Annotated in this window: 13 protein-coding genes; 10 read left to right on the top strand and 3 right to left on the bottom strand. The window is 39.8% G+C overall.

What is annotated here, in order from left to right:
• The 4 genes from ACT8YW_RS18625 to creD all read left to right on the top strand — a co-directional run.
• A partial coding sequence (locus ACT8YW_RS18625; RefSeq protein ID WP_444106705.1) for a UxaA family hydrolase occupies positions 1-1,466 on the top strand: 1,466 nt, incomplete at its 5' end.
• A gap of 236 nt (positions 1,467-1,702) precedes the next feature.
• Positions 1,703-2,302 (top strand): hypothetical protein, encoded by a 600-nt coding sequence (locus tag ACT8YW_RS18620; protein WP_008022928.1) that lies wholly within the window; start codon positions 1,703-1,705, stop codon positions 2,300-2,302.
• Entirely contained in the window at positions 2,303-2,599 is a 297-nt protein-coding gene (locus ACT8YW_RS18615) for a winged helix-turn-helix domain-containing protein (RefSeq protein WP_004313179.1), read from the top strand.
• A 26-nt stretch (positions 2,600-2,625) separates the two neighbouring features.
• Complete coding sequence (creD, locus tag ACT8YW_RS18610; protein WP_444106702.1) at positions 2,626-3,978, top strand: cell envelope integrity protein CreD; 1,353 nt, start codon at positions 2,626-2,628, stop codon at positions 3,976-3,978.
• A 457-nt stretch (positions 3,979-4,435) separates the two neighbouring features.
• Here creD and ACT8YW_RS18605 read toward each other — a convergent pair whose 3' ends face one another.
• Complete coding sequence (locus ACT8YW_RS18605) at positions 4,436-4,879, bottom strand: GNAT family N-acetyltransferase (RefSeq protein WP_008022934.1); 444 nt, start codon at positions 4,877-4,879, stop codon at positions 4,436-4,438.
• A 246-nt stretch (positions 4,880-5,125) separates the two neighbouring features.
• Here ACT8YW_RS18605 and ACT8YW_RS18600 point away from each other — a divergent pair, with 246 nt between their 5' ends.
• Both ACT8YW_RS18600 and ACT8YW_RS18595 read left to right on the top strand, forming a co-directional pair.
• Positions 5,126-5,965 (top strand): helix-turn-helix domain-containing protein, encoded by an 840-nt coding sequence (locus ACT8YW_RS18600; protein WP_444106700.1) that lies wholly within the window; start codon positions 5,126-5,128, stop codon positions 5,963-5,965.
• Between the two features lie 72 nt (positions 5,966-6,037).
• Positions 6,038-6,493, top strand: coding sequence for a DUF4405 domain-containing protein (locus ACT8YW_RS18595; protein WP_444106698.1), 456 nt, complete (start codon positions 6,038-6,040; stop codon positions 6,491-6,493).
• 46 nt (positions 6,494-6,539) lie between these two features.
• On the opposite strand, the gene ACT8YW_RS18590 is transcribed toward ACT8YW_RS18595, so the two are convergent.
• Complete coding sequence (locus ACT8YW_RS18590) at positions 6,540-7,370, bottom strand: MBL fold metallo-hydrolase (protein WP_444106696.1); 831 nt, start codon at positions 7,368-7,370, stop codon at positions 6,540-6,542.
• A complete protein-coding gene (locus ACT8YW_RS18585) occupies positions 7,370-7,726 on the bottom strand; it encodes a winged helix-turn-helix transcriptional regulator (RefSeq protein WP_287631784.1) in 357 nt (118 codons plus the stop codon). The genes ACT8YW_RS18590 and ACT8YW_RS18585 overlap by 1 nt, the downstream gene beginning before the upstream one ends.
• Positions 7,727-7,892: 166 nt before the next feature.
• Here ACT8YW_RS18585 and ACT8YW_RS18580 point away from each other — a divergent pair, with 166 nt between their 5' ends.
• The 4 genes from ACT8YW_RS18580 to ACT8YW_RS18565 form a co-directional block, all read left to right on the top strand.
• The gene (locus ACT8YW_RS18580) at positions 7,893-8,420 is read left to right on the top strand and encodes a DJ-1/PfpI family protein (RefSeq protein ID WP_074708345.1); all 528 of its coding nucleotides are present in this window, start codon (positions 7,893-7,895) and stop codon (positions 8,418-8,420) included.
• Positions 8,421-8,878: 458 nt separating this feature from the next.
• On the top strand, positions 8,879-10,480 hold the full coding sequence (locus ACT8YW_RS18575) for a sensor histidine kinase (RefSeq protein ID WP_087318829.1): 1,602 nt from the start codon (positions 8,879-8,881) through the stop codon (positions 10,478-10,480).
• A 200-nt stretch (positions 10,481-10,680) separates the two neighbouring features.
• Positions 10,681-11,982, top strand: coding sequence for a Na+/H+ antiporter NhaC family protein (locus ACT8YW_RS18570; RefSeq protein WP_444106693.1), 1,302 nt, complete (start codon positions 10,681-10,683; stop codon positions 11,980-11,982).
• A gap of 106 nt (positions 11,983-12,088) precedes the next feature.
• Positions 12,089-12,544 (top strand): 30S ribosomal protein S16 (locus ACT8YW_RS18565; RefSeq protein WP_444106691.1); only part of this gene is annotated, 456 nt, incomplete at its 3' end.

The following is a 12,544-nucleotide window of genomic DNA, read 5'->3' as shown; positions in this document are numbered from 1 at the left end:
ATCCTGCCGACAACGTTGCCGTTGCCATTGTTAACCTCCCGGCAGGAGAGCATCTTTCTGTAGATGGCATTGAAATTACATTGAACGAAGACATTCCCGCCGGACATAAATTCGCATTGAAGAATTTTGCTGAAGGCGAAAATGTAATCAAGTACGGTTATCCTATCGGACATGCACGAATGGCTAAGAAACAGGGTGACTGGATGAACGAAACGAACATCAAAACCAACCTCGCCGGATTGTTGGATTACACTTACAACCCGATTCAGGTTTCTTTGGATATTCCTCATAAAGATCTTACATTCAAAGGTTATCGTCGCAAAAACGGTGATGTAGGGGTAAGAAACGAAATATGGATTATCCCGACGGTAGGTTGCGTAAACGGTATCATCGGTCAACTGGCTGAAGGCCTGCGTCGCGAAACCGAAGGCAAAGGAGTGGATGCCATTGTCGCTTTCCCACACAACTACGGGTGCTCACAACTTGGTGACGATCACGAAAATACGAAAAAGATTCTTCGTGACATGGTGCTTCACCCCAATGCGGGTGCTGTATTGGTAGTAGGCTTGGGATGCGAAAACAACCAGCCGGACGTATTCCGTGAGTTCCTGGGCGAGTTTGATGAAGATCGCGTGAAGTTCATGGTTACTCAAAAAGTAGGTGACGAATATGAAGAAGGAATGGAAATCCTACGTGATTTATATGCAAAGGCTTCTAAAGACGAACGCACCGATGTTCCTTTGTCCGAACTGCGTGTGGGATTGAAATGCGGTGGTTCCGATGGTTTCTCCGGCATTACGGCAAACCCGTTATTGGGTATGTTCTCCGATTTCCTGATTGCACAGGGAGGTACAAGCGTATTGACCGAAGTACCGGAAATGTTCGGTGCAGAAACCATCCTAATGAACCGTTGCAAAAACGAGGAACTGTTTGAACAGACCGTCCATCTGATTAATGACTTCAAAGAATACTTCCTGTCACACGGAGAGCCTGTCGGCGAAAATCCTTCTCCGGGAAACAAAGCCGGCGGTATCTCTACTCTGGAAGAAAAAGCACTGGGATGCACCCAAAAGTGCGGAAAGAGCTATGTATCCGGCGTGATGCCTTACGGCGAACGTTTACAGAAAAAAGGTCTTAATCTGCTTTCTGCTCCGGGCAATGACCTGGTTGCAGCCACCACCCTTGCTGCAAGCGGATGTCACATGGTACTTTTCACCACCGGACGTGGTACTCCTTTCGGTACTTTTGTTCCAACCATGAAGATTTCCACCAACTCGACGCTGGCTAAAAACAAACCGGGATGGATTGACTTCAATGCTGGTGTAATTGTAGAAAACGAACCGATGGAAAAGACTTGTGAACGTTTCATTGATTATATCATCAAAGTGGCAAGCGGTGAATTCGTAAACAACGAAAAGAAAGGCTATCGCGAAATTGCTATCTTTAAAACAGGTGTAACCTTGTAAATTGTTCTTTTTTTTGATACAGTAACTTATACGAAGTTAAAAGGCACATCATTAACACCATAGAATTGCTATCCCCTACTCAACAAGAAGTTGAACGGGACAGCAATTCTTTTTTTGTATAATACCATATCAAAGCCTCATCATACCACTGAACTCTTTATTATCAAAATATTCAAGCAAAAAGTTTGTTCATCTGAAATCTTTTATTTTACTTTGCACTACAAAGTACTTTTTATATGAATAAAGATAAAGCATTAGAATCTGTAAATGAGATAAAAGAGTTGATGGAAAAATCCTCAAAGTTTATCTCTCTAAGTGGTCTCGCTGCAATCATGGCGGGCATTTACGCATTAGTTGGCGCATATATCGCCACACAAGTTATTACACCGGGCACTCATTTAATTGTTGCCCTTGAATTGATGGCTATAATAGCCTCGCTCGTATTGGTAGCTGCTGCGGTCACTGCTTGCATCCTGTCCTATTACAAATCCAAGAAGACAGGGCAAAAATTTTTCAGCCGCCTCACTTACCGGGCATTGTGGAATTTCTCTCTTCCGATGCTGACCGGAGGTGTTTTATGTATTTCCATCCTTATGCACGAGTATTATGACATTCTGGCTTCTGTCATGCTTCTATTTTATGGGCTGGCACTAGTCAACGTTTCCAAGTTTACTTATTCCAGCATCGTATGGTTAGGTTATGCTTTCATCTGTTTGGGCGTCGTAGACTGTTTTTGGGAAGGTCATTCATTATTGTTTTGGACCATCGGTTTCGGCGGTTTCCATATCCTCTATGGTATATTGTTCTATTTACACTACGAAAGAAAGAGATCATAAATGATAGAAGCATTCCAATATATTAATAAAGCATTCGAAAGCAAGGTCCGACTGGGCATCATGGCTATTCTGATGGTAAATGAGGAAGCTGATTTCAATTTTCTGAAAGAACAGCTCTCTCTGACCGACGGCAATCTTGCCAGCCATACCCGTGCCCTGGAAGAACTGGGATATATCGTATGCAACAAAAGTTTTGTCGGACGAAAGCCACGGACTGTTTTTCAGGCAACCCCGCAAGGCAGAGAAGCTTTCAAATCGCATATTGAAGCCTTAGAGAAATTTCTAAAATCAAAATAAATAATTTATCAAAACACTACTGGCTTATGGACGCTTTCAATGAAAATTCAAATGAACAACAGGCGCAGCAACCTATGGGATGCCTCCACCGTTTCTCCAAAACAATCAAGGTTGTCATCATCGGATTATTAATCCTTCTCCTGATGATACCCATGTTTATGATTGAGAATCTTATTTCCGAACGGGGACGAACCCAGGAAGAAGCTATCGACGAGGTAAGCGAAAAATGGAGCCTTGCACAGACCATCACTGGCCCTTACCTGAATCTCCAGTATCCGGTTGTCACTGAAAACAACGGCGAGAAGAAGGTTTCCATCAAAGACCTGATACTTTTTCCTGACGAGCTTATGGTCAACGGACAACTGAAGACTGAAATCCTGAAAAGAAGTATCTATGAGGTCAATGTATATCAATCGGAACTGACATTGAAAGGTTCATTCAGTTCGGAAGAATTGAAAAAGAGCAGAATAGACATGGACCAGTTGCAGTTTGACAGGGCAGCTATTTGCTTGAACCTGACCGATATGCGGGGTATCAGCGAACAAATCAGCATCACCTTGGGAGATTCTGTTTATATATTCGAGCCGGGTATGGACAACAGAGGAATAGCTAACACCGGAGTTCATGCGATCGCTAATTTGTCGGAGTTGAAGCAGAATAAAAAACTGCCTTATGAAATAAAAATCAAACTGAAAGGTTCACAGTCACTCAACTTTATTCCATTGGGTAAAACAACCCGTGTAGATCTGAAAGCCAACTGGAATACACCGAGCTTCACCGGGAACTATCTGCCTAACAACCGGAATATTACGGAGAAGGAATTTTCCGCACAATGGCAAGTTTTAAACTTAAACCGGAATTACTCACAAGTAATGGTTGACTTCAACACCTCAAATATCAAGGATATTGAGAGTTCCAGTTTCGGTGTGAACTTCAAAATTCCGGTGGAACAGTACCAACAGTCTATGCGTTCCGCAAAGTATGCTATTCTGATTATCTTACTGACTTTCGGAGTTATCTTCTTCACTGAAATCATGAACAAGACCCGCATTCATGCCTTGCAGTATTTATTGGTAGGACTGGCTCTCTGTCTATTCTACAGCCTGCTCCTCTCCTTCTCCGAACACGTCGGCTTCAACCCGGCCTATTTGTTATCTTCTGCACTGACTATTATACTGGTAGGCGGATATATGTTCGGAATCACCAAGAAAAAGAAACCGTCATTAATCATGTCCGGTTTGTTGGCTATACTCTATATTTATATCTTTGTGCTTATCCAACTGGAGACTTTCGCATTATTGGCAGGCAGCTTAGGACTGTTTATCATTCTGGCAATAGTGATGTATTTTTCAAAGAAAATAGACTGGTTTAATGAATAATCGGCTTTTCTTCTGAAACACTTGACAAATGGCTTTTTATTTTGTATCTTTGAGGAAACAAAAGCAATAAGAGGAATGAAAAATATAAGAAAAATAGAGACATAAAAAGCCTTTAAACTGATACATTTCAGTATTAGTACAGATATATCATAGGGCAATGATCTAACGATCATTGCCCTATTTTGTTTATATTTTTACTTAATCCATTCTATAGAATCTCTAAAAATGCTCAAAATAGTTTTTAATAAACTCTGATACCGTTTATAATAAACTATCAAAAAGTTTATTATAAACAGAAAGTACGTTTATTAAGGACGTAGTCCTTAATTGTAAAAATTGAGAAACACGGTTTCATACAATAGGAGGCTATAAATAAACCGTTCATTCATACAGTAACATAAACGAACAAAATCCTTCATTCCATCCAAACGATTGAACTTCCTTCACTCACTACACACTAAAATGTTTTCTTCAAATATATCATATCCACCAACTGCACACCATCCTCATACATCGGATGATCGTAGTTGTCAGTAAAAAAATTCTTTATCCGGTGAGAAATCGCAAAACCACAATGTTCATAGAATGATCTGGAAGAAGGTACATCTCCTGTGCCCACCAACATTTCAGAGCACTTCCCCTGATAATATTCAAATAAAAACTCTATTAAACGTTTTCCGTACCCCTGTCGTTGGAAGAAAGGAACAGTAGCTATATTCTTGATTTCATAAACACCTTCCCCCTCACGTGTCACCACACAAAGAGCTTTCAGCCCGTCATCATAAAGAACAAACATATCACCGCGTTCCAGATATCGGTCAATCATACTTTCTTGTTCATCAGCCAAGAGTAATAAATCAAGGAATTCTTTTTTATCTGAAGTTACTAGTTTTATCTCCATATTTTTAGATATTGAATGGTGTGGAAGTCATTGACCTGTACCGTTATATTTGTTTATCAACAACCTATAAAATAGTTTATTGCAAAGATATAAACTTTCTCCGAATAAACAGCTTTCCGGAAATACATCTCAAAAAGATCTCTCATTAAAAGTTTATTCTTAAAAGACGACCTTCCGAATAAAAATACTATATAATAAATATATCTTTGCAGTATGAAGAATCAAAAGCAAAAGCAATCCTATTTAATGAAAAAAATACCTTTGAATAAGAGTTCCGAAAAATTACAGACCGGAATCATTTTGCGACATATAACAATGGATGAAGAATTCGCAGTAATCCCCCATCCACATCGCGACGATTATTACATCTTTCTTTTTCAGGAAAGCGGCGTTAGTTCCACTTTTATTGATTTCGAAGAATATCAGATTATCGGCGCAGCAGTGGGATGCGTCCTACCCGGGCAAGTACACATCGCCGGCAAAACAGAACACGTACGAGGTTGGTTTCTGGCCGTTGATGATTCACTTATTTCAAATGAATATAGAAATACGCTCGAAGGTCTTCTGTATGGGCAAACAGCATATCCCCTCCCGAGCGAAGTAGCCCAGGATTTAACAGCATGCCTTTCCACATTACAACGCCGCTTGCAAAACATCGCCTCCGGCAGTTCGCAGAAAATTATCCACGCACTTGTATCAGCGTGTATCGGAATGATTGCCGAAATTGTACAATGTAGCACATCACTCGCATCCAACAAACGTTACGCAACTATTACAATACAATTCAAAACATTATTAGCTACTCATTTCCGCTCTTTAAAACGTCCACAAGAATATGCTGCACTACTCAACATTTCAACTGTTTATTTAAATGAAGCAGTGAAAAGTACAACAGGTATAAGTGTCAGTGAATATATTCAAAAAGAAATCATCCTTGAAGCCAAGCGTTTGCTTTATTACACAGATATGAACGTAAAAGAAATTGCTTTTGCACTCGGATATAATGACTATGCTTATTTTTCAAAACTATTCACCAAAGTAACTGGTATGAATCCCACCTCACACCGAAAAAAATACCACGAATAGTACTATCTTTACCTTGCTTTCTCCATTTTCCGGTCTCATGCCTTGACGTAATTTTGCAGTCAAAAAGAGATTATGAATAAAAAGAAAGTTATTTATTTGACGGACTTATTATTAGTCCCCCTATTCATCCTGACAATCTACACAGGTTTTGAATTGCACATCACCGGACACGGCAGTAATCACGAAGTATGGCATAGCTGGGCTGTATTCCATACCATCGTCGGATTTATGTTCTCCACTTTCGGAATAGTACATATTATCACTCATTGGGGCTGGTACAAGAGTTTGAAAAGTAGAGGAGTCAGAAAAAAAAGCAAACCCGTCCTTGTTTTATCACTCATTCTAATTTTTATAACTGTTACAGGAGTATGGTTATTAGTAGGTATAGAGGGTAGTAATACACCTATGGGAGTGTTTCATTATATAACAGGACTTGTTATGAGTGTTTTAGGCATTTTCCATGTATTAAAAAGGCGACGCTTTTACACGAAAAAACAAGTACATCCTTTCAAACAAGTCAGAGAATGAATAACACAATAATAATTACCCTAACACTCATATCAAGAACTCCCCTTTAAAGAAATATTTTCTCCAAATCATCAGGTACATACACCATCCCGGAAAACTCCTGGGATGCTTCTTCCGTATAAGACTTCTTGCGAGTGTCCAACGTCTTATCCTCCGTGTGATATAACAATAAATTCTTTACTCCCAATTGTTGTGCCAGCCTGCCTGCATCCTGTGCCGTACTATGATGTTTTTCATAAGGTTTAAAACGTTCACGGTCCGCATATAAACAGAATGCTTCACACAATAACCAGTCTACTCCTTCAGCATACGCACGGTTTTGCTCATTATATGGTTCATCTCCCAAACAAGCCAGAGACTTTCCATCAGGCAATAATGCCCGGAAGCCAAATTGTTTTTCTTTAGTGGAGGCAATGTCGAAACATTGTACATTCAAGTCTCCGAGCCGGAGAGTATCACCATGTTTGACTTCACAGAACTCAACATACTTATTGATAGCTCCTATAACCGAAACAGGAAGCGTCATGCGGCATATTTGATCCAGCACCATCAATACTTTATCGTGTCCATACACACGAAAACTACCGGAATAGTGTCCATTGGATGCCCGCTGCGCAATGATACGTATCATCCAGACAGCTCCCAGTATATGATCGGTATGAGCATGCGTCACAAACATATCATGTATACTGTCAATAGGCACATCCACTTTTTCCAACTGATTTAAAATTCCATTTCCACCCCCTGCATCAACCAACAGCACTGTCTCTTTCGTTTTAAGGATAAAACAAGTATTATAGCATTTGGTTACAGTAGCATTACCCGTTCCGAGCATAATCAGTTCAGTCTCTATCTCATTCATTTCTGTCGTTGTCATTAATGTTGCTGATTCATTTGTCTATGGTCCAAAATAGTATCCATATTCTCCAAGGCCCATCCCACCAGTCCTTCAATATGAGGAATCAATGTACCTCCTGTATCTGTCAAGCAATACTCCACACGGGGAGGTACTTCAGCATATACTTTCCGTTCAACCAATCCATCTGATTCCAAAGTACGCAATGTAACAGTCAACATTCTTTGAGAGACATCTTCTATCGTTTTATGAATATCACTAAAACGCATAGTTCCATTTGCGTTCAGCGTAATAAGCACCAACATCGACCACTTATCTCCCAAGCGGCTAAGCACATCTCTTATCGGACAATTCCCCGTCGGATGAAAGTTTTTCATTCTTTAACGTTTTGTATTTTATTGAGTTTCAGCAATAGTTACCTCTATGTAACTTCCTTATTTTCAAGTACGTTATTGCATTTCTCCACAAAGAAAGATACATTTGCATCACAAAAGTAATAAACTTACTAATAATAACTATTGTTTCATTTAAATAATTATGATTATGGCAAAGAAAGTTGCAGTTTTAGCAGTGAATCCGGTAAATGGTTGTGGATTATTCCAATATTTAGAAGCATTTTTCGAGAATGGCATTTCATATAAAGTATTTGCCGTATCGGATACGAAAGAGATTAAAACAAATTCAGGAATCAGCCTGACAGTAGATGATGTGATTGCTAATTTGAAGGGACACGAAGATGAGTTTGACGCACTCGTTTTCTCTTGTGGCGATGCAGTGCCTGTATTTCAGCAGAATGCCGATAAGCCTTATAATGTAGATTTGATGCAAGTCATTAAAACGTTCGGGGATAAAGGGAAAATTATGATCGGACATTGTGCCGGTGCAATGATGTTTGACTTTACCGGTATAACCAAAGGAAAAAAAGTAGCAGTTCACCCATTAGCCAAGCCAGCTATTCAAAACGGAACAGCTACCGATGAGAAATCAGAGATAGATGGTAACTTCTTCACCGCTCAAGATGAAAATACCATTTGGACAATGTTACCACACATAATTGAAGCATTAAAATAATGCCTACAGTGTAGATACAAAACAATAAATATAAACACTGTAACATAAATCTACACATCTCAAGATGGAAAGGTATGTTCCTTTAAAAGAAACGATGCGTTTCTCGGTGTGCAACAAGTCGTTTCTTTTAAAGGAACGACTTATTGGTTTAAAAGGAAAAATAACAAATATATCATTCTATTAATCAGGCATTTATAGATCATCAGAGCAACAACACAACTACACTTCCAACTTTAATAATTTTCAACAAACATACAACATCCATACACCCATAAAAAATATATCCTCTCTATCCTATTCTCTTTCCGTACTAAAATAAAGAAAAACGGAACATTACGAAAAAACAAAAACAGTATTCTTCATTCTTAAAAAGTCCGTATATTAGCAGCTTGAAGATTTGAAAGAGATGAACAGCATACTCATTTTGAGTTTATCTAACTAAAGATGCCTAAAACAATATGACCAGAGAGAAAGAAAATTACAATGCATTTTTACTTCATTTTTTAGAAAGATTGAATGGCTGTGAATCTATTGAAAACAAAATCACAGAATCACTTACGGATATTTGCGAATACTACGGTTTTAAAAGAGGATTCATTTATCAAACTGATGGATTTCGCTACTTTTACCTAAAGGAAACTGTCGGAAATAGCGACAACATCCTGCGACAACGTTTTGAAATCAGCGAAATGACCAATCAACATGCTGCGCGCATAAATGGAAAGAACAAACCTTTTTATGCTTGCAGAAACCAAAATACTTCTTGGAATGATGTAGACATCGTGGATTTTTATAAAGTCGACTCATTACTAATCCGGCAAATTCAAGACTCCGAAGGGAAAATTATCGGATTCATCGGATTTGGAGACAGAGAACATGCAATATCCTTCACCGACGAAGAACTTCAAGTGATTCATCTCATTTTAGGCTCCCTCTCCAAGGAAATAGCAGTGCGGGAATATAAAGAAAGAGAAGTGCGGGCAAGCAAGACATTAAGCAGCATCATGAATAATATGGGAGTTGACATTTATGTGAACTCTTTTGATTCTCATGATATGCTATATGCCAATGAATCTATGGCCGCTCCTTACGGAGGTATCGAACATTTTGAAGGAAAAAAATGCTGGCAGGCTCTTTATAAAGATAAAACCGGAGAATGTGAGTTTTGCCCTAAAAAACATTTGATTGATGAAAACGGACAACCTACCAAAGTCTACTCCTGGGACTACCAACGCCCGTTTGACAAATGTTGGTTCCGGGTATTCAGCGCAGCATTTGCCTGGATTGACGGACAGATAGCGCACGTTATAACCAGTGTCGATATCAACCATCAAAAAACGATTGAAGAAGAACTAAGAGTAGCCAAAGAAAAAGCTGAAAATCTGGACCGCTTAAAATCAGCCTTTCTCGCTAATATGAGTCACGAAATCCGTACTCCGTTAAATGCGATTGTTGGTTTTGCAAGTCTGTTGATTGAATCGGATGACAAAAAAGAACGTCAGGATTATGTTGACATTATGCAGGAAAACACAGAACTTCTTTTGCAGTTGATTTCCGATATTCTCGATTTATCGAAAATAGAAGCCGGAACACTCGACTTCACCATGGATCACCTGGATATCAAGAGCTTCTGCGAAGATATAATGCGCAATTATGATATAAAAGAAGATAAACCCGTACCCGTTTTGCTGGCTCCGGATTTACCTGAATATTATATTTACACAGACAAAAAGCGTTTAATGCAGGTTATTACCAATTTCATAAATAATGCTCTCAAATTTACGAATGAAGGGCAGATTATGTTGGAATATCGCCATAAAGCAGAAAGTAATGAGATAGAATTCGCTGTCACAGACACAGGTATGGGGATTGCGCCCGATAAAGTAGATCAGGTGTTCGACCGATTTGTAAAACTCAACTCTTTTTCAAAAGGCACGGGCTTAGGTTTATCTATTTGCAGAAGTATCATCGAACATCTTGGCGGCACTATCGGTGCCGAATCCGAAATAGGAGTCGGCAGCCGTTTCTGGTTCACACATCCCTTGCGCTTAAATCAATAAGAAATAATAAAAAGAGCCTGCCCTACTTATCAATAGTAGGAACAGGTTATACTTTTTTCTATGGAGTGTCCCCCTCATCTATAGAAAGATCAATGAAATAATGCCTTCTTTCGACTTCCTTTTTGCCACTTCCTGTGAAAAACACTACTTTTGCATCGCTATTTTGATTTTAGAATAAAACAAATACCCAACGTCCATTTATGACTGAAGAAAAAATACATAAAGACCGTCCCGGAAACTGGTGGGCATTGAGCCCGTTACTCGTATTCCTTTGCCTCTACCTGGTAACTTCTATCCTCGTCAACGACTTTTATAAAGTACCTATCACAGTGGCTTTCCTCGTCTCTTCCTGTTATGCCATCGCCATTACACGCGGCTTGAAACTGGACCAGCGTATCTATCAATTCTCGGTAGGAGCTGCCAATAAGAATATCCTCCTGATGATATGGATATTCATCCTTGCCGGAGCTTTTGCCCAAAGCGCAAAGCAAATGGGTGCAATCGATGCCACCGTCAATCTGACACTGCATATTCTTCCGGATAATTTATTGCTGGCAGGCATTTTTATTGCCGCCTGTTTCATCTCTTTATCCATCGGAACCAGTGTGGGAACTATTGTCGCCCTTACTCCCGTTGCCGTAGGACTGGCAGAAAAAACAGAAATAGCTCTCCCCTTTATGGTAGCCGTCGTAGTAGGCGGTTCTTTTTTCGGAGACAACTTATCTTTTATCTCCGACACCACCATCGCTTCGACAAAAACCCAGGAATGTGTAATGCGCGATAAATTCCGTGTAAATTCTATGATTGTCGTCCCGGCAGCCATCATTGTGTTGGGAATTTACATATTTCAAGGACTATCCATTACAGCCCCCACCCAAACACAGACCATCGAATGGATCAAAGTTATACCTTATATAATAGTATTAGGAACAGCCATTGCCGGAATGAGCGTGATGCTCGTACTCATAATAGGTATATTAACAAGTGGCATCATTGGCATCGCGACCGGCAGCTTCGGGATCTTCGACTGGTTTGGTGCCATGGGAACAGGAATTACAGGAATGGGAGAACTGATTATTATCACTCTGCTAGCCGGAGGGATGCTCGAAACAATCCGTTATAACGGCGGTATCGATTTCATTATCCAAAAACTCACCCGCCACGTCAATGGTAAAAGAGGAGCCGAACTAAGCATCGCAGCCCTGGTAAGTATCGCCAACTTATGTACTGCCAACAACACGATTGCCATTATTACAACAGGACCGATTGCCAAAGATATTGCCGTGAAATTCCATCTCGACCGAAGAAAAACAGCCAGTATCCTCGATACTTTCTCCTGCCTGATACAAGGAATTATTCCATACGGAGCGCAGATGCTGATTGCAGCGGGACTCGCCAGTATCTCCCCCATCAGTATCATCGGCAATCTCTATTATCCGTTTACAATGGGAGCATGCGCCTTACTGGCAATCTTGTTCCGCTATCCGAAACGGTATTCGTAAAAAAGATGCAAAATGTTTGTCAATCAAAAGAAAAGCCGTATCTTTGTGCCCGCTATTACGAGATAATAGCATAATTCAAATCAATCATTAAAAACAATTATTTAAAATGGCAACTAGAATCAGATTGCAAAGACACGGACGTAAAAGTTACGCGTTCTATTCAATTGTAATTGCAGACAGCAGAGCACCACGTGATGGTAAATTTATTGAGAAGATTGGTACTTACAACCCTAACACCAATCCTGCTACAGTAGATTTGAATTTCGACGCTGCATTGGCATGGGTACTGAAAGGTGCACAACCAAGTGACACTGTACGTAACATCCTTTCTCGTGAAGGAGTTTACATGAAGAAACATCTTCTGGGCGGTGTAGCAAAAGGCGCATTCGGAGAAGCAGAAGCAGAAGCTAAATTCGAAGCTTGGAAAAACAACAAACAGTCAGGTTTGGCTACTTTGAAAGCTAAACAAGACGAAGCTAAGAAAGCTGAAGCTAAAGCACGTCTGGAAGCAGAAAAGAAAATCAACGAAGTGAAAGCAAAAGCACTCGCTGAAAAGAAAGCT

The organism is Bacteroides sp., assembly GCF_052357945.1.
Taxonomy (GTDB): domain Bacteria; phylum Bacteroidota; class Bacteroidia; order Bacteroidales; family Bacteroidaceae; genus Bacteroides.
The sequence above is the reverse complement of the archived record's forward strand: the minus strand, read 5'-3'. Positions and strand labels throughout refer to the sequence as shown.